This is a genomic window from Virgibacillus halodenitrificans JCM 12304, assembly GCF_001310895.1.
Taxonomy (GTDB): Bacteria; Bacillota; Bacilli; order Bacillales; family Amphibacillaceae; genus Virgibacillus_Q; species Virgibacillus_Q halodenitrificans.
Map to the genome: position 1 here is coordinate 1 of NZ_BAZS01000016.1, position 20,612 is coordinate 20,612.

Consider the following 20,612-nt stretch of genomic DNA (forward strand, 5'->3'; position numbering starts at 1 on the left):
GACTCCTGCCGGCGGAAAGCGTCCGCATGCAACGGAAATCAATGGGGCGCGTCTACTCAAATATTTCACTGAGCTTTTTATAAGCCAAGTTAGGTCGCAGTTCCTTCCAACTACGAATTGAACAAAATATGTTTTTTCTAACAATTGCAATAGAACCAAAGAATAAAATTTTGTTCTTTATCATTTTCAAAGTATTAACTGGGGCATGGAGTTTCAGTAAACTGACTATCTGGTTGGGATAAAGTCTGATAGTTTTTCGTTGTGACAAGTAATCGCGAACTTCCTTTGACACTCTAGGAAGTTTCATTCAATGTAAAACGGGAATTGTTGTTTATAGGAGGGATAATTATGGCTGATAGAAAGCATTATTTTGTAACAGTTGATACGCAAGATATTAGAGAGGTATCACTTCCGGGAAGCGGTATTGAATATGAGATTATTGCAGACCATAATGAAATCGAGCAATTGAACGAATTATTTATGAAGAAGGACAAAAATGAAAAAAAGGCAATGTCATTTTTAGCAAAACCATTTGATGAATGGGGAGCTGATGATGAAAGAAATGCGTATGATGACCATATGATGAGAATTTTTCAAATGTTATATGAGCTGGGAACAGATGATACAAAAACAAAAATTTATGAATTAGGAATAATTAATCGTTAATTTGACCATACAAGTAATACCAGTCTGTTCATAAAATTTTCACCTTCTAAATTTTTCTAAATAAAATAAAAGGCTGATGTTTGACTAATTTTTTTGATGTAGCTATAATTACCAATTGGTAAGGATATTTACTTGACAATAAATTTGTCCTAACAAATCCAGCCATAATATGTAATAGGAAAGAAAAACCAGAGTGGAAATAATTTGTTTCAGAATTTTGTTGCAATTTAGTTAAATTTATTGCAATACATTTTATTGTATGGTATGATTTATTCGCTGTTCAAATGAGGTGGAACCTTGACTAATTTCAGTACTGCTTCTAAAGCATTTACGACATATTTGCAAATTGAAAAGAATGCCTCTCCCTACACTGTAAAATATTATCTTAGTGATCTGGAGGATTTTTTTTGCTTTTTAAAAGAAGAAGAAATTCCAGACATAGATGATGTTGATCAGGCGGTTATCAGGTTATTTCTCACCAGGTTGTATAATAAACAACTCGATAGAAGAAGTGTTTCACGGAAAGTCTCCTCGTTGCGCAGCTTTTATAAATTTATGGAGCGCGAGGGGCTTTTTACCAAAAATCCATTTATGAACATTAAGTTACCGAAAACCAAAAAAGCAATCCCGGGTTTTTTGTATAGTGAGGAACTTGAAAAGCTATTTGATGTCAGTGATCTGACTAACCCCATGGGACAGCGTAATCAAGCTCTTCTAGAAACTTTATATGCTACTGGCATGAGGGTGAGTGAGTGTGAAAAGCTCAAGATGAAGGATATTGATTTTTCAATTGGAACAATGTTGGTACAAGGGAAAGGTAGAAAAGAAAGATATATACCTTTTGGAAGATTTGCAGAAATAGCTCTTGAAACGTACATAAATGAAGGGCGGCAAAAGTTACTGGAAAACAGTAATACATCCAGCCAGATGGTATTTCTAAATTCACGTGGGAACCCTTTAACTTCTAGAGGTATTCGTCTGATTTTAAATAAAATGGTTGAGGAAGCTGCATTAACGGTACATCTTCATCCACATAAATTAAGACATACGTTTGCTACTCATCTACTTAATGAGGGCGCAGATTTGCGAAGTGTTCAGGAGCTGCTGGGGCATGAAAATTTATCATCAACACAGATATATACCCATGTTACAAAAGACCATTTACGCAAAGTTTACATGAATAGCCATCCACGGGCTAATCAAAACGGGTAAGAGGGGTGAGATTATTGGCTAATGAAATGCACGCTACTACTATATTTGCAATAAAGCATAATGGCCAATGTGCCATGAGTGGAGATGGGCAAGTTACATTGGGAAACGCGGTTGTAATGAAACATAAAGCCAAAAAAGTTCGTACCTTATTTAAAGGTCAAGTTCTGGCAGGATTTGCAGGATCTGTTGCTGATGCTTTTACCTTGTTTGAAAAATTTGAGACAAAACTGGAAGCATATAACGGAAATCTGGCTAGAGCTTCTGTAGAACTAGCTAAAGAATGGCGTAGTGATAAAGTTTTAAGAAAATTGGAAGCTATGCTAATTGTTATGGACAAAGAGAATATGTTTCTTGTATCTGGTACAGGAGAAGTAATTGAGCCAGATGACGGAATACTTGCAATCGGTTCTGGAGGTAATTATGCGCTTAGTGCAGGAAGAGCGTTAGCTAGATATTCTAATCACCTAACTGCAAAAGAAATTGCTGAAGCTGCAATGAAAATTGCAGGAGAAATATGTGTCTACACAAATGACCATATTACATTAGAGGTACTTGACTAAAAGGAGGCCTTTCTATAAATGGGTATAAACTACACTCCTAAGCAAATAGTTGACCAATTGGACAAATATATTATTGGTCAAAGAAATGCGAAAAGATCAGTTGCTGTTGCATTACGAAATCGTTACAGACGAATGCATGTGGAGGAAACAATTAAAGATGAGATTGTTCCGAAAAACATTTTAATGATTGGCCCGACTGGGGTAGGTAAGACAGAAATTGCAAGGCGTCTTGCTAAATTAGTAGGTGCTCCATTTGTGAAGGTGGAGGCCACTAAATTTACAGAAGTTGGCTATGTCGGTAGAGATGTGGAGTCCATGGTTCGTGACCTCGTGGAAATGGCTATAAGGATGGTAAAAGAGGAACAAATCAACGAAGTAAAAGGTAAGGCGGAAATAGAGGCAAATAAGAAGCTTGTTAAACTGTTGGTACCTCAAGTGAAAAAAGAAAACAATATTAAAAATCCATTTGAAATGCTTTTTTCAGGTCAAGCAAATAGTGATACTGAAAACAGTAACGAAAAGGATCTTGATGAAGAGATTATTAGTAAAAGAAAACGAGTTGAACATCAATTGCAGTTGGGTGAACTTGAAGATCACTTAGTCACAATTGAAATAGAAGAAACTCCACCTTCTATGTTTGATATGCTGCAAGGTTCGGGTATGGAACACATGGGCATGAATATGCAAGATGCCTTCAGTCAGTTTATGCCTAAGAAGACTAAGAAGAGAAAGCTCCCAGTTTCAGAAGCGAGAAAAGTTTTAACACAGCAAGAAGCTGCAAAACTTGTAGATATGGAAGAGGTATCCCAAACGGCTATAGAGCGGGCTGAACAAGCTGGAATAATTTTTATCGACGAAATCGATAAAGTTGCCGCAAAGCAAGATAACACAGCGAATGTTTCTAGGGAGGGAGTCCAACGAGACATTCTTCCTATAGTTGAAGGTTCAACTGTAACTACGAAACACGGAACGGTGAAAACGGACCATATGCTATTTATTGCTGCTGGAGCTTTCCATATGGCGAAACCTTCTGATTTAATTCCTGAACTTCAGGGTAGATTCCCCATTAGGGTGGAATTAGAAAAACTATCTGTTGAGGATTTTACCAGAATACTAAAAGAACCTTCTAACGCCTTGTTAAAACAATATAAAGCCCTGATGAAGACGGAAGGTATAAACCTTGTTTTTACGGACGAAGCTATAGATAGATTAGCGGAAGTCGCCTACCAGGTGAATCAGGATACCGATAATATCGGAGCAAGACGTCTTCACACTATATTGGAAAAACTTTTAGAAGATCTATCATTTGAAGCTCCGAATATTAATATGGAGAAGATAGAGGTTACACCTGCATATGTTGATGAAAAGCTAAGTTCTATTGTAAAAAACAAAGATCTAAGCCAATTTATACTATAACAATATTGAATTGAATGGAGGATTATCATGGAATTATTAACTAGAGCAAGAAAAATCAACGCAATGTTACAGAAAGCTACAGGAAAATCGGTGAATTTTAACGACATGTCTGCATCACTAAGAGAGGTAATCAAAGGGAATGTATACATTCTAAGCAGAAGAGGAAAATTATTAGGATTTGCCATTAATCAGGAAATTGAGAACGAACGTATGAAAAATATGCTCGAAGAAAGACAATTCCCTGAAGAGTATACGCAAGGATTATTTAATATACATGAAACAACTGCAAATCTTGATATTGATAGCCCGCATACTGTGTTTCCAGTGGAAAACAAGGATTTGTTTAAAAATGGTTATACAACAATTGTGCCAATCATTGGAGGCGGAGAGCGTCTAGGAACATTGGTGCTTGGAAGACTATCAGAAACTTTTAATGATGATGACTTACTTTTGGCTGAGTATGGAGCAACAGTTGTAGGTATGGAAATTCTGCATGAAAAAACTGAAGAAATCGAAATGGAAGCAAGAAGCAAAGCTGTTGTTCAAATGGCAATCAGCTCGTTATCTTACAGTGAATTGGAAGCAATTGATCACATTTTTGAAGAACTTAATGGCCATGAAGGGCTTTTAGTTGCAAGCAAGATAGCTGACAGAGTTGGTATCACAAGATCTGTAATTGTTAATGCATTACGTAAACTAGAAAGTGCTGGTGTAATTGAATCACGTTCTTTAGGGATGAAAGGAACGTATATCAAAGTGCTTAATAGCAAATTCCTTGTCGAATTAGAAAAACTGCGTTCAAGATAAATACAAAAAGCTGGGTTTTAGTACCCAGCTTTTTGTATGTGTAAAAAGAGTTAAATAATATATTTATAAAATGACTATATCTAAAAAGATCTAAAAGCACTATGTTCCGTGCTTTTTTTTATAGGCATTAAGTTTTTCGCTTGTTTAGTTCCATAATTAACTAAAAAACAAGGAAAAAATTACTAGTTATTATTAACCATATTATTTTCTTATTAAAGAAAATGTCGAAAAGTAATAGACTTTATAGGCTAATTAACATACAATATTCGTAGGAAAAAAATGTTTATGTCCGTCGAAGGAGGTAAAAAATTTGTCATTGTTTGGAAGCACTATTAATAATTTGGAAAATGCACTTGGATATTCTTCGGCAAAGAATAAGGCTATATCCAATAATATAGCAAATATCGACACACCGAATTATAAAGCGAAAGATGTTGCTTTTAATGATGTGTTAAAACAAACCCTCTCTACATTGGAAGCTAAAAGAACTAATGAGAAACATTTGACTTTCAATAATATCGATTCGTCTTTTCGAACGATAAATAAAAATAATACTGTCTATAACCATAATGGTAATAATGTAGACGTAGATAAGGAAATGGCTGATTTAGCAAAAAACCAAATATATTATCAATCTCTTGTTGACCGTATCAATGGAAAGTTCGGGAGCTTGCAGAAAGTGATTAGAGGGGGGAACTAATAAGTGTCAATTTTTAATTCAATAAACTCCAGTGCGAGTGCGTTAACAGCACAAAGATTAAGAATGGATGTAGTATCTTCTAACATAGCAAATGCGCAAACGACTAGAGCTACCATGGAAGATGGGGAATATGTACCTTACAGACGAAAAATAGTATCAATGGAGCCAAAGCAAGCTAGTTTCAGCTCTTTATTACATAAAGCTACAGGATCAAGCACAACGGCTGGGGTAAAGGTTTCACAGATCAAGGAAGACCAATCGCCATTTAAACTAGTTTATGATCCTACCCATTCAGATGCAAATGAGCAAGGTTATGTTCAGCTTCCGAATGTTGATCCATTAAAGGAAATGGTTGATTTAATGAGCTCGACCCGTTCCTATGAAGCGAATATTACTTCTTTGAATGCAAGTAAGGCTATGTTATTAAAAGCATTGGAAATTGGAAAATAATATAGGAGGTTAAGAAATGAAAACAATAATCAACCCTATGCCTAACTCACTTATACCCGTTTCTCAAGATATGAAACCTAAAATTTCACCGGGAAAAGCACAAGCTAATTTTGCTAACTCCCTAAAATCAGCGATGAATGAGGTAAACAAGGCACAAATAGCCTCCGATAAAAAAACGGATGATTTAATTAACGGAAAAGTGGATGACTTGCATGAGGTGATGATTACAGCACAAAAGGCAAGTATTACTTTGGATACTACAGTACAAATACAACGTAAGGCAATTGATGCTTATAATGAAATAATGCGAATGCAAGTATAATACAAAAATGCTATTAAATAGGCGTTTTATTTTTTTGGCACTTTGGTGGGGGAAACTATGAAAGAAAAATTATTGAAATGGAAAGAAACTTTAACCAGTTGGTGGACACAGCGAACGAAAAGTCAAAAATTTATATTTTTTGGATCTATCTTTTTTGTGATCATCCTGGTAGCAGGGCTAATCTTATTTACATCAGGAAAGACTTTCGTCCCTTTATACAATAATTTGTCAATACAGGAAGTTGGTCAAATAAAAACGGAGTTAGATGCTAGAGGTATTGAGTATGAGTTACAGGATGGAGGCACTACTATTCTTGTGCCGGAAGCCCAAGTCGACTCTCTGCTTGTAGATCTTGCTGGTCAAGGCATTCCAGATAGCGGAGATATTGATTATTCTTTTTTTAGTGAGAATGCTTCCTGGGGTGTGACTGAAAATGAATTCAATATGATGAAATTAGATGCAATGCAAACAGAGCTTTCCAATATGATTGGGAAAATAGATGGTATTGAAGATGCTAAGGTAATGATTAATATGCCGGAAGAACCAGTTTTTGTTGATGAAAATTCTCAAACAGCCAGCGCATCTATTGTCCTGCAAACAAAACCTGGCTATGATTTTAAAAATAATCAAATTGAATCTTTATATCATTTAGTATCCAAAGCTGTTCCTAATCTACCAGCTGAAAATATAGTGATCATGGACCAGTACTCTAATTATTTTGACAGGGATGCACAAGCAACACAGGATCTCAAGATACATATACATACCAGCAATCTGTTAAAAAGGATATAGAGAAGGACATTCAACGTAGAATGCAACAAATGCTTGGCGCAATGGTTGGTATGGAAAATGTCATTGTTTCTGTAACTTCTGATGTTGATTTTACACAGGAACAAAGGACTGAAAACATCGTAGAACCGGTAGATTTAGAAAACATGGAGGGTCTGCCTGTAAGTGTTGAGACGATTAAGGAGACTTATTCGGGCAACCCACCTGTTGGAGGTACAACAGGGACCGGTGAAGAGGACATTCCAAACTATCCTGCCGCTGATGAGGATGGAAACGGCGATTATGAAATGACGAAAGAGACAGTTAATAACGAGTTTAGCAGAATCCAAAAAGATATTGTCGAAAGCCCATATAAAATTAGAGATCTTGGTATCCAAGTTGCTGTTAATAACAAAAAAGATACAAATGGAAAGGAAATACAGTTTCTTACCCAGCAGGAGCAGACAGCAGTAGAGCAAGGGATATCTTCTATCCTTAATTCAATAGTTAGTACTTCCATAAGTAAAGAATATGGAGAGATTAATCCAGAAGAGAAGGTTTCTATCATCTTTCAAGAATTTAATGGAAAGCCTTCATTACCTGATTCTAAAGTGAGCGCGATCCCGAAATGGTTGTATATAACAGGTGCAGCACTATTAATAATAATAATTCTATTAGCAATTCTACTTTTCCGCAAAAGAAACAATGAGGAAGAAGAAGAAATTGAAGAAGAGCTAACAGAAGAAAAAGTTACTACGGTACCTGAAATGCCGGATAATGAACAATCGGAAGCTGTTATCCGCAGAAAACAATTAGAAAAGATAGCAAAAGAAAAGCCGGAAGATTTTGCGAAGTTGTTAAGAAGTTGGATAGGGGAAGATTAGGAGGTAATTGGTATGGCAAGACAAAAAGGAGTATTAACAGGTAAACAAAAGGCTGCAATTTTATTAATCTCCCTAGGTCCAGATGTATCAGCACAAGTTTATAAACATCTTTCCGAAGAAGAAATAGAAAAACTGAGTTTAGAGATTTCTTCAGTAAAAAAAGTAGATTCAAATGTGAAAGAAGAGGTGTTGGAACAATTTCACCAAATTGCTTTAGCGCAGGATTATATAACACAAGGTGGGATAGGATACGCAAAAACTGTACTTGAAAAAGCATTTGGTTCGCAAGAGGCTTCAAATATCATTAACAGATTGACTTCTTCTTTACAGGTAAGACCTTTTGACTTTGCCAGAAAGGCTGATCCACAGCAAGTATTAAATTTCATACAAGGAGAACATCCACAAACGATTGCTTTAGTTTTATCCTATCTTGACCCTGAGCAATCCGGACAAATTTTGTCAGCATTACCTCAAGAAATGCAAGCTGATATCGCTAAACGAATTGCAACGATGGATTCCACCTCACCGGAAATTATTAGTCAAGTGGAGCAAGTGCTTGAGAGAAATATTTCTTCTTCGTTAACGGAAGATTACACGCAAACTGGTGGGATTCAAGCAGTTGTTGAAGTATTAAACGGTGTTGATCGGAGTACTGAAAGAACAATTTTAGATGCACTTGAAATTCAGGATCCTGATCTGGCAGATGAAATTAAGAAGAGAATGTTTGTATTTGAAGATATTGTTATTCTCGACAATAGAGCGATCCAGCGGGTAATCAGGGAAGTAGATAATGATGATTTGCGACTATCCCTTAAAGTGGCTAGCGATGAAGTTAAAGATATTGTATTTAAAAACATGTCCCAGAGAATGGCAGAGACATTTAAAGAGGAAATGGAATATATGGGTCCTGTCAGACTGCGTGATGTAGAGGAAGCGCAAACTAGAATTGTTGGAAGTATTCGTCGATTGGAAGATGTAGGAGAAATAGTGATTGCTCGTGGTGGAGGAGATGACATTATTGTCTAATTCTAACCTTAGTGGAAAGCGGAAGATTGAAGTGAAGTCTGTTGTTCCTGTCCCTTCAACAGATCCCTCAGGAACAACTGCTTCAGCTTTAGATGTAGTTGAAAAAGAGATAAGTGAACAGATAGATAATTTAAAACTTGAGTTAAAAGATTTGAGAAACCATAAAGAACTGCTTTTAAACGAGACTAATGCAGAGATACAGCAGGCAAGGCAAAACTGGGAGACAGAAAAACATGCTTATATAGAAAGCGCAAAAAAAGAGGGCTATCAGGCTGGATATAAAGAAGGTGAAGAAGCTGCCCACCATGAATATCTCGTTTTAATCGATCAGGCTAATTCTATTGTTGAAAGTGCAGGGCATGATTATCATGCGACAATCGAGAAGCATGAAGAGTCTATCATTGAACTAGCAATGTACACAGCCGAAAAAATATTGAGACAACAGCTTGAGAAATCCTCTCAATCCTTTTTGCCAATCGTTAAATCAGCAATTCGTGAATTAAAAGATCAGTCGGTAATATCCATTTATCTGAACCCAGCTAATTATGAAACTGTTTTGGAGCAAAAAGAAGAGCTGCTGCAAGTACTGGAAGAGGATGTAAAGCTAGCAATTTATATAAATGTTGAAATACCGGAAAATGGATGTCTTATCAAACATCCATTCGGTCAAATGGATGCAGGTATTGATACCCAGTTAAATGAATTACGACAGGTATTGCATGAGGTTTCGAGGGAGAATGCGACATGAACATTCAGCCGCTATTAAAAGCTATAGACCAATCTAATCCTTATAAAAAGTATGGCAAGGTCATAAGGGTTGTCGGAATTATGATTGAGTCACAAGGACCAGAAGCCAATATAGGTGATGTTTGTTATATCCACGCATCTACCAGTGCCAGACCTCCTGTTCTTTCTGAAGTAGTAGGCTTTAATAATGAAAAAATTATTCTGATGCCATACTCAGAGCTTACAGAAATCGGACCTGGTTGTTTAGTAGAGTCAGAGGGGAGACCATTAAGCGTTAAAATAGGCCGAGGCTTATTGGAAAGGTAGTTGATTCACTTGGTAAGAACCTTGATAAAACGGATCTACCAAAAGGATTATCAAACTATTTGACAGAACAGACGCCCCCAAACCCTATGTTACGGCAGCCGATTAATGAGCCTATTCAAGTAGGAGTAAAAGCGATAGATTCCCTGTTAACAGTTGGCAAAGGTCAACGAATTGGGATTTTTGCCGGTAGTGGTGTTGGGAAAAGTACACTACTAGGGATGATTGCTCGTAACAGCAGTGCTGATGTTAATGTAATTGCTTTAATTGGCGAGCGTGGTAGAGAAGTCAGGGAATTTATTGAAAAAGACCTTGGGAAAGAAGGGCTTAAGAAGTCAATTGTAGTGGCAGCTACATCAGATCAGCCAGCGTTAATGCGAATTAAAGGTGCCTATACTGCTACAGCGATAAGTGAATATTTTCGAGACCAGGGACTTAACGTGAATTTAATGATGGACTCTGTGACTAGAGTGGCTATGGCTCAAAGGGAAGTTGGTCTTGCGACAGGCGAGCCACCTACACAAAAGGGTATACTCCTTCGGTATTCGCAACTTTACCAAAGTTACTTGAGCGGGCGGGTACAAATGAAGTAGGGACGATAACTGCATTCTACACTGTATTGGTGGATGGGGATGATATGAACGAACCAATCGCTGACACAGTCCGCGGAATTCTGGATGGACATTTTATTATGGACCGAAAGCTTGCTGAGCGTGGACAATTCCCGGCGATTAACACATTAAAATCGATCAGCCGTATTATGAATCAAATAACAGACAAAGAGCATAAGAATCTTGCTCAGCAAATGAGATCTTTGTTGGCTGTATATGAAGAAAATAGTGAACTGATTCAAATAGGTGCATATAAGCGAGGGACAGATCCCGAGATCGATAGGGCTATTAACTTTTATCCAAAAATACAGTCGTTTCTTAAGCAAGAAATTTTTGAAACGATTTCCCTTGAAGATTCTATTAATAAAATGAAAGCTTTGTTAAATGGAGGATAAATGAAATGTCTGGAACAGTATCATTATCTAAAGTATTGCAAGTCAGGGAATTGGAAAAAAATAATGCACAAAAAGCATATCACCAATCCATGGATGTATTTGAAGAAATGGCAACAAGGCTATACAACATACTCAAAAAGAAGGAAGCAGCCGAAGCAACATATGAAACGGATCTGCATAACGGTGCTTCCATAAATAAAATAAAACAACAAGCTATTCATATTGAATATATAAACAAGCAAATAAATGATTTGCAGTCAGAGGTTCAGCAAGCAAGAAATGCAATGGAACAAAAGCAGATAAAACTGACTGATGCTCATATGGAAATGAAAAAATTTGAAAAAGTTATTCAAAATAGAAAGTTAGAGGAGCATGAACGCGTCCAAAGATCAGAGAATATCTTTATGGACGAATTATCTATCCAGCAATATTTAGGTCAAAAAAACAGGTGACATAGATGAGTAAGCAAAACAAAACAGATAAGAAAAAGTTGAATCCGATTATTTGGTTTATCTTTGCAGTAATTGTACCACTGGTCGTAATAATAACCATAACCGTAGTGATTTTAAGTATGGCGGGTGTTAACGTAATAGATTGGACGAAAGACAAGTTAGCTCATATCCCTGGGGCTTCCACATTAGTTTCCAGTAACGAGGATGAAAAAAAACAAGTAGACACCGATAAAAGCCAATCACAAGTGACTCAAAGAGAAAAAGAGATTAAAGAACTTAATCAACAAGTAGATGATCTGAAAACAATTAATAATCGATTGGAACAGAAAATTGTTAAATTGGAGAAAAACACGTCTAACCCCAGCATGGAAGAAGATTCAAAGGAATCAACTATGGTAGAAACCATGTCTCAATCCTTTAAAGGTATGGATAGACAGCAAGCAGCACTTATACTAACAGATTTAGAAATAGATACAGCAGTGAGTTTATTAAAAGAACTATCCAATAAGGTAAGAGGAGAAATCCTTGGAGAAATGGAGCCTGCAAAAGCAGCTGAATTAACACAAAAGTTAATTAATGATAATTCTTAATTTCTAACTTTCGAAGGGAGGTGAAAAGGTGAACGCTATGGGGATGTTTTTACCAAATACACAAATATCTGGGACCGGGAAAGAGCATATGTCGAAAATGCCACATTCTCTGAAAGAGGAATCTCCATTATTTCAAATGCTATTAGCTAAGTTACAGCCTGCAAATGAAAATGCCTTAGACACAGCTGTCTTAGATAACCAAGAGAATGTAGAGAGTATTATACATGATGCACAGCTTCCAAATCATTTGCAGACAGTTCTAATGGACTTGATAAAGCAAAATAAAATCGGAACTGTGGAAAATAACTCGACAAATCAAGAAGAAATGTTGTCATTGGTTGAAAATTTGTTTTTATCACAACCATTTTCACAGGATGTACCTATGATTTTGTCCCAGATGCCCGCTTCCCTAGTTAATGAAAAAGTAATGAAGCAGATTGCTGAACTTTTTACAAAAGCCCATCATCTTCTAAACCAAGTGACGACGGCTGTTACTAACCAAAAACAGATGAAGGAAAACGCTCCTGAGTTATTGAACATTTTAAAAGAATGGACTGCTATAAGTAAAAAATCCGGAGCTAACCAGCAAAATGTAGCACAGGTTCAGTCCTTAATTGTAAAAGAATCACCTATATTGGAAGAGTTAGTTCAAAATTTCGCAAAGAGAAATCAACTTGTAACCAAACATCAATACAATAGTGCTGCAGAAGTAACTACTAACGATGTTGCGAAATGGATGAGTAAAGCATTAGAGAATCATGGGCTGACTGAAAAAATAAATGTACAAACGATAACTCCAACATCAATGCCAATGTCCAAAGTCGAGCAGTTTATTATTCATTTAAATCAGGCGCAAAGTACACAATCAAATGATCAACAGTTAATGGAACAATTTCAGCGGCTGATAAAATCAAGCAAATTTATGTCTACACCCAATGGAACCAACCAACTGAATATAACATTACGACCTGGAAATATGGGAGAAATGGTAGTGAAGCTGACGCAGATCAATGGAGAAATGACGGTGAAAATTCTAGTCTCCAGTCAAGCTGCAAAAGAAATGTTGGATTCCAATATGCATCAGCTGCGCCATATGTTCTCTCCTCAACAAGTAGTTGTAGAAAAACAGGAATTAAACTTGCAAAATGGCCAGTCATTACAAAAAGAAACATCAGATCAGCATTCAGATAATCAGGAGAACTCTCAACAATCACAACATGATCAAGAGAATAACCAAAATGATGATTTCGCTATGACATTTGAAGAAGCACTTTTGAATGAGAAAGTATAGGTGAAACGTATGACTAAAATAGACCCGTCTTTGTATTTACAGAATCAGCAAAAGACAAGAACACCAAGTCCTGAGCTTGGAAAAAATGAATTTTTAAAGATTTTAATGACACAATTATCCAATCAGGATCCTACAAATCCTATGGACGATAGAGAGTTTATATCTCAAATGGCCCAATTTTCCTCTCTTGAGCAAACAACGAATATGGCTAATTCGATTGAACAGCTAGTACAAAGTCAGTTAGTTTCGCCAGTTATAGAGTATAGCCATATGATTGGCAAAGAAGTTTCATACCAGGCTTTCGACAAGGATACAGGAGAGAAGCTAGATGTAGAGACAAGTAAAGTTGTCGCAGTAAGTCAAAAAGAAGGATGGGCAATTCTTGAGCTGAAAAATGGTGAAAAAATATATGCTGATGCTGTTTTACAGGTAAGTGAACCTACTATTAAAGAAGATTAGTTGACAGGAAGGGAGAATTATGGACCATCGAATACACCAGTTACCACAGCAAGTAGCTCTGAATCCAGTTAAAAAATCAGTGGGTCCATCTAGCACTGTTCCATTTAAAGATTTTTTAACGTTGGAACAAAAAGAGTTGAAAATCAGTAAACATGCCAATCAACGTTTAAATGAAAGAAATATTCAAATCAACGAGAAGCAATGGCAATTAATCGGAGAGAAAGTTAGTGAAGCAAAGAAAAAAGGCATTACTGATTCATTAGTAGTCATGGATCAAGCAGCATTGCTGGTTAGCGCTAAGAATCACACCGTAGTTACTGCAATGAATAGGGAAGAGGCTACAAATCGCATTTTCTCAAATATCAATGGGACAATTATTATAAATAGATAGGCTGGACCTTAATAGGAAGCCATACTGTTGTTGAATGATAGATACAACAGAATAAAAATTAAATCCAAAAGGGGATAAATAACATGTTACGGTCAATGTATGCAGGTATTTCAGGAATGAAAGGTTTCCAAACAAAGCTAGATGTGATAGGGAACAATATTGCAAACGTAAATACTTCAGGGTTCAAAAAAGGGAGAGTAACCTTTCAAGATATGATGAGTCAAATGACCTCAGGTGCACAGGGGCCTACAGCAACTCGAGGAGGAGTAAATCCGAATCAAGTGGGCTTAGGGTCTCAATTAGGTACCATTGATAATATTCACACCCAGGGTTTCAGACAAACCACGAATAGCCCCTTAGACTTTGCTCTAGAAGGAGATGGTATGTTTGTGGTGGCCGATGATTTACAACCTAATTTAGATGATTCCAATGTTTCGTATTCTAGAGCAGGAAATTTCTATTTAGATGATGATGGGTACGTAGTAAATCCCCAAGGGTTGTATTTAATTGCTGTAGAATTAGATGAAAATGGTGATACAGTAACAAACCCTGATGGTTCTTTAAAATATACACAAATACAGATTCCTGAAAATGCTAAAAGCTTTAGTGTTCAGTCCAATGGAATTGTTAACTATATTGATGATTCTGGCGACACGAAAATTTCTGGTCAGGTATTATTGGCAAACTTTTCAAACCCTGCAGGTCTCCAGAAAGATGGAAGTAATTTATTCTTAAATAGTGAAAATGCTGGTTTCTCAGGCTACGTGCTACCTGAATCCGAAGGTTCGGCTTCCATTATAAGTGGCTCACTTGAAATGTCCAACGTTGATTTATCAGAGGAATTTACGGAAATGATTACAGCCCAGCGCGGATTTCAGGCGAACACAAGAATTATCACAACATCAGATGAAATATTACAAGAGCTAGTAAACTTAAAACGATAGTAAGGAGGTAGGGAGTATTGTTCTAATATAAATACTCCCGCCCTATATGATTCAATTGACACGTCTCAATGGAGACCCATTTACCCTGAATGCAATGATGATTGAACAGATACAATCATTACCTGATACTACACTTACCTTAATTAATGGAAAAAAGCTTGTTGTAAAAAATCCAGAACAACAAGTAATTGAACTTATTACAAATTACTATCAAAGCATTGGTTTGCAAGGTTCGCTAAAGGAAGGTGAAGCAAGTGAGTAAACTGGTTAAAACAACAATTACTTCCATGGCGATATTACTAATCGTGGCTATTGCTGCTTTAATTGTTGTATTAAATATTTCAGGAGATAAAGATGAAGGAAAGGCCGAATCAATCGACAAGATCGTAGAATATGCATATGAAACACCCGAAATTACGACAGATCTGGAAGATGGAAGGTTTGTAAGGATCCAATTTCAGATATTAACAGACGGTAAGGATGCAAAAGAGGAAATCAGCAAAAGGGATTTTCAATTAAAGAACATTTTAATAAAAGAACTAGCAACAATGAATGAAGAGAAATTTAAAACAGGCTTGACTGATTTGGAAGCTGAAGTGAAAACAAAACTGAATGCTGTAATGACAGAAGGAAAAATAACTAATGTGTATACAGTAAGCAAAATTCTACAGTAAATGTTAGGACTCCAGAATGGAGGTGGGTTTAATTGGCTGATGAGATCCTTTCGCAAAATGAGATTGATGCTTTATTGTCCGCCATTACTTCGGGCGAAATGGACGCAGAGGAATTAAAAAAGGAAGAAAAAGAAAAAAAAGGTACGGGTATATGATTTTAAACGAGCATTACGATTTTCTAAAGATCAGATCAGAGGAATTTCAAGAATTCATGAGAATTACGCTAGGTTATTAACAACCTTTTTCTCTGCTCAGCTAAGAACGTATGTTAACATTTCAGTCGCTTCTGTGGATCAAATACCATATGAGGAATTTATTCGCTCCATTCCAAAGATGACTGTTTTGAATGTTTATAGTTTAAAGCCCCTTGATGGCAGATTAATAATGGAAATAAACCCCAATATTGCCTATGCCATGCTCGATAGAGTGCTTGGAGGAAAAGGCAGCAGTGTAAATAAGGTTGATAATTTAACAGAAATAGAAACGATTCTTATGTCTCAGCTCTTTGAAAAAGCAGCAGTTAATTTACAGGAAGCATGGGCTTCCATTAGAGAGGTAGACCCGATTTTAGAAGATTTTGAAGTGAATCCACAGTTCTTACAAATGGTTTCACCTAATGAGACCGTCGTGGTTGTTTCATTGAACACAACAATTGGCGAAACAAGTGGAATGATAAATATTTGTATTCCTCATATTGTTCTTGAACCAATTATTGACAAGTTATCTGTACATTATTGGATGGAAACAACTACTAAAGAAAGAGACATGGATGCATATGAAAAGCTTTCAAATAACATCCAGGGAGCTCAGCTAGAAGTGAAAGCAATTTTAGGACAAGCAAGTATAAATATAGAAGAATTTTTGAACTTAGGTAAAAAAGATGTGATAGCGTTGGATCAACAAATTGACCAACCCTTATTATTGTCAATAAATAATGAACCCAAGTTCCATGTACAACCAGGAAAACACAAAAACAAAATGTCTGTACAAGTTTTGGAAGAAATTAAAGGGGTGAAACTGTATGATGAATGATGGAATGCTCTCCCAGGAAGAAATTGATGCATTATTAAAGGTAAGTGAGGATGAAGATGATACCTCAGATCTTGCTGGAGCATCTTATAAAGAGCAATTAACCACAATAGAAGAAGATACACTTGGGGAAATTGGAAATATTTCCTTTGGTAGTTCTGCGACAACGCTTTCGACCTTGTTAAATCAAAAAGTAGAAATCACCACCCCAGAGGTTTCTGTAATTCAAAAAACGGATCTGGATGATGAATTTACATTTGAACCTGTTAGTGTAGAAGTAGAATACATAGAAGGTTTTAGTGGGAAAAATGTTTTCGTAATCAAATCAGAAGATGCTGCTATTATCTCGGATATTATGTTAGGTGGAGATGGTACCGCTCCTGCAGAGGAATTAAATGAAATTCATTTAAGCGCTGTTCAAGAGGCTATGAATCAAATGATGGGTGCTGCGGCTACAAGTATGTCAACTGTCTTTAATAAAAAAGTGGATATATCACCTCCAACTATCCGGATGGAGGACCCAGATAATGAAACTAAAAATATGTTTAACGAAGAAGCCTATGTAAAGGTGTTCTTCCATTTAAAGGTAGGTACGTTAATAGATTCTAATATGATGCAATTGATGCCGATTCATTTTGCTAAAGATTTAGTGAGTCAACTATTAAACGGACCCGCCAATGAAGAAGCAGCTACTATTATGGAAGAAACTAAAAAACCAACTGATATGAAACAGACTTCTGCACCACTCCCTTCAAGTGAAGAGACTAAGAATGAACCACATTATTTGGGTGAGACAAGCTATCAGCCAAATGATATTCAAGAAGCTGACTTTTCAAGCTTCGAATATGTAAATTTAAATAAAACAGAACAGCGAAACCTGGATATGCTAATGGACATTCCTTTAAAAGTAACAGTGGAATTAGGCAGAACGAAACGGTCCATTCGGGATATTCTTGATTTTACAGCTGGGTCAATTATTGAGCTTGATAAGCTCGCTGGAGAGCCAATTGACATCTTGGTAAATGAAAAGTTAATAGCTAAAGGTGAAGTAGTAGTTATTGACGAAAATTTTGGCGTTCGAGTAACCGATATTATTAGTCAATCTGATCGTTTAATGAAACTAAGATAACTCACAGGGGGATATAAAATGGCACAACGTATTTTAGTTGTTGATGATGCAGCTTTTATGAGAATGATGATAAAAGATATATTGGTAAAAAATGGTTTTGAAGTAGTAGGTGAAGCACAAGATGGAGCCCAGGCAGTAGAAAAGTATAGAGAGCTAACTCCTGATCTTGTAACAATGGATATAACGATGCCGGAAATGGATGGAATCACAGCCTTAAAGCAAATTAAAGAGATTAATAAGGATGCGGTAATTATCATGTGTTCTGCAATGGGACAGCAGGCAATGGTAATAGATGCTATACAGGCTGGAGCAAAAGACTTTATAGTAAAACCTTTTCAGGCAGATAGAGTAATAGAAGCTATTCAAAAGGCTTTAGGCTAGGAGTAATGAGTAAAATGTTTAAACACTTGGCGGGCTTGCTTATAGTAATTACTTTCATGATTTCCTTCTCTACCACTGTAAGTGCTGAAGACCCCAGTGTGAACGATTGTATGGAAGAAGGAATCAATTGCGAAAAACTAGAAACTCAGGATACTAATACTGAAAATGAGAGCACAGTACTAACTGATCCAGAAGATGAGGGCTCGCTCATCATTGAACTGATAAAAATGTTTTTTGCTCTTGTTCTCGTTCTCGGTTTGATTTATCTATTACTTAAATTTCTTAGCAAAAGGAATAAGTTATTTAATCAGGTAAAAGCATTGGAAAATTTAGGTGGCGTCTCTGTTGGTCAAAACAAATCGGTGCAAATTGTTCGTGTTGGTAATCGATTTTATTTAGTGGGCGTAGGGGAAAATGTTGAATTGTTAGAGGAGATTACTGACCAGGAAGTAATTGATGATCTTGTAAGTAAAAACACCTCGACATCTACAAAGCAAGGGTCTGGTTTATCAGGTTTTTTCAATACAATATCTAATCACGATGGAAAAGAGAAGCAAGATTTTAATAAATTGTTCTCTTCTGAATTGGAAAAACTAAAAGTTAAAAGAAGCCATCTGTTACAACAAAGAAAAGACAAGGAAGATAGCCATGAATGAATTCATTAATATGTTTTCAGACACCGACCCGTCCAATGTTGCCACATCTGTTAAATTAATATTATTATTTACTATTCTTTCCTTGGCACCTGGCATCCTAATATTGATGACCAGTTTTACTAGAATTATTATAGTATTATCGTTTGTCAGAACTTCGCTGGCAACACAACAAATGCCACCAAATCAAGTTTTAATTGGAATAGCATTATTTTTAACTTTTTTTATTATGGCTCCCGTATTTAATGAAGTATATGATGAAGCATTACAACCTTTATTTGATGAAGAGATATCTTTAGAACAAGCTTATGAAGAGGCAAGCCTTCCTTTAAAAGAATTTATGGCTAAACATACCCGGCAGAAAGACTTGTCTTTATTTATGAATTACTCCCAGTTGGAGAAACCTGAAAACATACAGGATATTCCGCTAACAACACTTGTCCCAGCATTTGCTATAAGTGAATTAAAAACTGCCTTCCAAATGGGATTTATGATTTTTGTACCTTTTTTAATCATTGATATGGCAGTTGCAAGTGTTCTGATGTCCATGGGAATGATGATGCTGCCGCCTGTAATGATCTCTTTGCCATTCAAAATTTTATTATTTGTATTGGTGGATGGGTGGTATTTAATTACACATGCATTGTTAGATAGTTTTTAGGACTGCATGGATTTTGGATAAAGTAGGTGAAGCATTTGAGTAGTGAATTTGTATTAACATTAGCGGAAAGAGGAATCTATACAATTCTATTAGTAACCGGCCCTTTATTGATCCTAGCCCTTGCAGTAGGTCTATTGGTCAGTATTTTTCAGGCCACCACCCAAATACAGGAACAAACACTGGCATTTATTCCAAAGATCGTTGCAGTATTAGTAGGCCTTGTTTTTTTTGGCCCCTGGATGCTGTCCAAGATGGTAGAGTTTACTGCAAATCTATTTTTAAATTTAAATCAGTTTGTAGGGTAATGTATGTTAAATATTATAAATGTTAACAGTATACCTGTTTTTTTATTAATTTTAGTCAGGGTATCAGCTTTTTTTGTTACTTTACCTTTATTTTCTTATCGTACTATACCAGGCCATTTTAAAATTGGTTTCAGTTTTTTTCTCTCTCTTATCATATTTTATACGGTAGACGTAACAGTAATAGAAATTGATGGTACATATATTCTATTGGTTCTAAAAGAAGCAATGGTTGGTTTACTTGTCGGATTAATAGCTTATATCCTGCTATCAGCTATTCAAATTGCAGGTGGATTTATTGATTTCCAAATGGGCTTTGCTATTGCGAATGTAGTAGACCCCCAAACAGGTGCCCAAAGTCCTTTAATGGGGCAATATTTCTATATTATTGCACTATTATTTTTATTATCGGTTAATGGACATCATTTATTAATAGATGGTATATACAATAGTTATCAATTTATATCGATTGATGCATTTATTCCTTTTCAAAATGGCTCAATAGCTGATTTTGTTATCGATACATTTAATAAAATGTTTCTAATCGCGTTTCAAATGGCCATCCCTATTGTAGGTTGTTTATTTCTGGTAGATGTTGCCTTAGGTATTATCGCCCGTACTGTTCCGCAATTAAATGTTTTTGTTGTTGGATTACCTCTTAAAATACTTGTTAGCTTTATGGCCATTTTTATATTTTTAAGTCTCTATGTTTCATTGGTTAACCGGCTATTTGAATCTATGTTTAAAGTCATGCGACAGCTAATGCAGTTATTTGGGGGTGCTTAACTT

24 protein-coding genes and 3 pseudogenes are annotated in these 20,612 nt (G+C 36.1%); all 27 read left to right on the forward strand.

Annotated features, from left to right (window positions below; translation table 11 throughout):
* The first annotated feature begins 348 nt into the window (after positions 1-348).
* A complete protein-coding gene (locus JCM12304_RS09745) occupies positions 349-666 on the forward strand; it encodes a hypothetical protein (RefSeq protein WP_019375688.1) in 318 nt (105 codons plus the stop codon).
* A gap of 297 nt (positions 667-963) precedes the next feature.
* Positions 964-1,878, forward strand: a complete 915-nt coding sequence (gene xerC / locus JCM12304_RS09750) for a tyrosine recombinase XerC (protein ID WP_019375689.1) — start codon at positions 964-966, stop codon at positions 1,876-1,878.
* Positions 1,879-1,892: 14 nt separating this feature from the next.
* The gene (gene hslV, locus JCM12304_RS09755; protein WP_121614939.1) at positions 1,893-2,438 is read left to right on the forward strand and encodes an ATP-dependent protease subunit HslV; all 546 of its coding nucleotides are present in this window, start codon (positions 1,893-1,895) and stop codon (positions 2,436-2,438) included.
* A gap of 18 nt (positions 2,439-2,456) precedes the next feature.
* Positions 2,457-3,854 (forward strand): ATP-dependent protease ATPase subunit HslU, encoded by a 1,398-nt coding sequence (gene hslU / locus JCM12304_RS09760; protein WP_060680112.1) that lies wholly within the window; start codon positions 2,457-2,459, stop codon positions 3,852-3,854.
* A 27-nt stretch (positions 3,855-3,881) separates the two neighbouring features.
* The gene (gene codY, locus JCM12304_RS09765; protein ID WP_019375692.1) at positions 3,882-4,661 is read left to right on the forward strand and encodes a GTP-sensing pleiotropic transcriptional regulator CodY; all 780 of its coding nucleotides are present in this window, start codon (positions 3,882-3,884) and stop codon (positions 4,659-4,661) included.
* Between the two features lie 310 nt (positions 4,662-4,971).
* Positions 4,972-5,361: a flagellar basal body rod protein FlgB gene (gene flgB / locus JCM12304_RS09770; protein WP_060680114.1), complete on the forward strand. Its 390-nt coding sequence runs from the start codon at positions 4,972-4,974 to the stop codon at positions 5,359-5,361.
* Positions 5,362-5,364: 3 nt separating this feature from the next.
* Positions 5,365-5,811, forward strand: coding sequence for a flagellar basal body rod protein FlgC (gene flgC, locus JCM12304_RS09775; protein ID WP_060680116.1), 447 nt, complete (start codon positions 5,365-5,367; stop codon positions 5,809-5,811).
* A 16-nt stretch (positions 5,812-5,827) separates the two neighbouring features.
* Positions 5,828-6,133, forward strand: coding sequence for a flagellar hook-basal body complex protein FliE (gene fliE / locus JCM12304_RS09780; protein ID WP_060680118.1), 306 nt, complete (start codon positions 5,828-5,830; stop codon positions 6,131-6,133).
* A gap of 57 nt (positions 6,134-6,190) precedes the next feature.
* Positions 6,191-7,785: pseudogene (fliF, locus tag JCM12304_RS09785) on the forward strand (flagellar basal-body MS-ring/collar protein FliF).
* Between the two features lie 12 nt (positions 7,786-7,797).
* A complete protein-coding gene (fliG, locus tag JCM12304_RS09790) occupies positions 7,798-8,811 on the forward strand; it encodes a flagellar motor switch protein FliG (protein WP_019375697.1) in 1,014 nt (337 codons plus the stop codon).
* Positions 8,804-9,559, forward strand: coding sequence for a flagellar assembly protein FliH (fliH, locus tag JCM12304_RS09795; RefSeq protein ID WP_060680120.1), 756 nt, complete (start codon positions 8,804-8,806; stop codon positions 9,557-9,559). Before fliG ends, fliH begins: the two co-directional genes overlap by 8 nt.
* Positions 9,556-10,867 (forward strand): annotated as a pseudogene (gene fliI, locus JCM12304_RS09800) (flagellar protein export ATPase FliI). The gene fliH and the pseudogene fliI overlap by 4 nt, the downstream one beginning before the upstream one ends.
* A gap of 5 nt (positions 10,868-10,872) precedes the next feature.
* Positions 10,873-11,319: a flagellar export protein FliJ gene (fliJ, locus tag JCM12304_RS09805; RefSeq protein WP_019375700.1), complete on the forward strand. Its 447-nt coding sequence runs from the start codon at positions 10,873-10,875 to the stop codon at positions 11,317-11,319.
* A gap of 5 nt (positions 11,320-11,324) precedes the next feature.
* On the forward strand, positions 11,325-11,909 hold the full coding sequence (locus JCM12304_RS09810) for a MotE family protein (protein WP_060680122.1): 585 nt from the start codon (positions 11,325-11,327) through the stop codon (positions 11,907-11,909).
* A 37-nt stretch (positions 11,910-11,946) separates the two neighbouring features.
* Positions 11,947-13,200 carry a flagellar hook-length control protein FliK gene (locus JCM12304_RS09815; RefSeq protein WP_240456716.1) on the forward strand — a complete coding sequence of 418 codons (1,254 nt, stop codon included), beginning with the start codon at positions 11,947-11,949 and terminating at the stop codon, positions 13,198-13,200.
* Between the two features lie 9 nt (positions 13,201-13,209).
* Positions 13,210-13,659: a flagellar hook assembly protein FlgD gene (gene flgD, locus JCM12304_RS09820; protein ID WP_019375703.1), complete on the forward strand. Its 450-nt coding sequence runs from the start codon at positions 13,210-13,212 to the stop codon at positions 13,657-13,659.
* Positions 13,660-13,678: 19 nt separating this feature from the next.
* The gene (locus tag JCM12304_RS09825) at positions 13,679-14,050 is read left to right on the forward strand and encodes a TIGR02530 family flagellar biosynthesis protein (RefSeq protein WP_019375704.1); all 372 of its coding nucleotides are present in this window, start codon (positions 13,679-13,681) and stop codon (positions 14,048-14,050) included.
* An 83-nt stretch (positions 14,051-14,133) separates the two neighbouring features.
* The gene (gene flgG, locus JCM12304_RS09830) at positions 14,134-14,994 is read left to right on the forward strand and encodes a flagellar basal body rod protein FlgG (RefSeq protein ID WP_019375705.1); all 861 of its coding nucleotides are present in this window, start codon (positions 14,134-14,136) and stop codon (positions 14,992-14,994) included.
* Between the two features lie 46 nt (positions 14,995-15,040).
* Positions 15,041-15,256, forward strand: coding sequence for a flagellar FlbD family protein (locus JCM12304_RS09835; protein WP_019375706.1), 216 nt, complete (start codon positions 15,041-15,043; stop codon positions 15,254-15,256).
* Entirely contained in the window at positions 15,249-15,668 is a 420-nt protein-coding gene (fliL, locus tag JCM12304_RS09840; RefSeq protein ID WP_019375707.1) for a flagellar basal body-associated protein FliL, read from the forward strand. The genes JCM12304_RS09835 and fliL overlap by 8 nt, the downstream gene beginning before the upstream one ends.
* A 32-nt stretch (positions 15,669-15,700) precedes the next feature.
* A pseudogene (gene fliM, locus JCM12304_RS09845) lies at positions 15,701-16,700 on the forward strand (flagellar motor switch protein FliM).
* Entirely contained in the window at positions 16,690-17,826 is a 1,137-nt protein-coding gene (gene fliY / locus JCM12304_RS09850; protein ID WP_019375709.1) for a flagellar motor switch phosphatase FliY, read from the forward strand. The pseudogene fliM and the gene fliY overlap by 11 nt, the downstream one beginning before the upstream one ends.
* An 18-nt stretch (positions 17,827-17,844) precedes the next feature.
* The gene (locus JCM12304_RS09855; RefSeq protein ID WP_019375710.1) at positions 17,845-18,207 is read left to right on the forward strand and encodes a response regulator; all 363 of its coding nucleotides are present in this window, start codon (positions 17,845-17,847) and stop codon (positions 18,205-18,207) included.
* A gap of 14 nt (positions 18,208-18,221) precedes the next feature.
* A complete protein-coding gene (gene fliO, locus JCM12304_RS09860; protein WP_019375711.1) occupies positions 18,222-18,863 on the forward strand; it encodes a flagellar biosynthetic protein FliO in 642 nt (213 codons plus the stop codon).
* Entirely contained in the window at positions 18,856-19,521 is a 666-nt protein-coding gene (gene fliP / locus JCM12304_RS09865; RefSeq protein ID WP_019375712.1) for a flagellar type III secretion system pore protein FliP, read from the forward strand. Before fliO ends, fliP begins: the two co-directional genes overlap by 8 nt.
* Positions 19,522-19,556: 35 nt before the next feature.
* Entirely contained in the window at positions 19,557-19,826 is a 270-nt protein-coding gene (fliQ, locus tag JCM12304_RS09870) for a flagellar biosynthesis protein FliQ (protein WP_019375713.1), read from the forward strand.
* 3 nt (positions 19,827-19,829) lie between these two features.
* Positions 19,830-20,609, forward strand: coding sequence for a flagellar biosynthetic protein FliR (fliR, locus tag JCM12304_RS09875; protein WP_019375714.1), 780 nt, complete (start codon positions 19,830-19,832; stop codon positions 20,607-20,609).
* Positions 20,610-20,612: the final 3 nt, after the last annotated feature.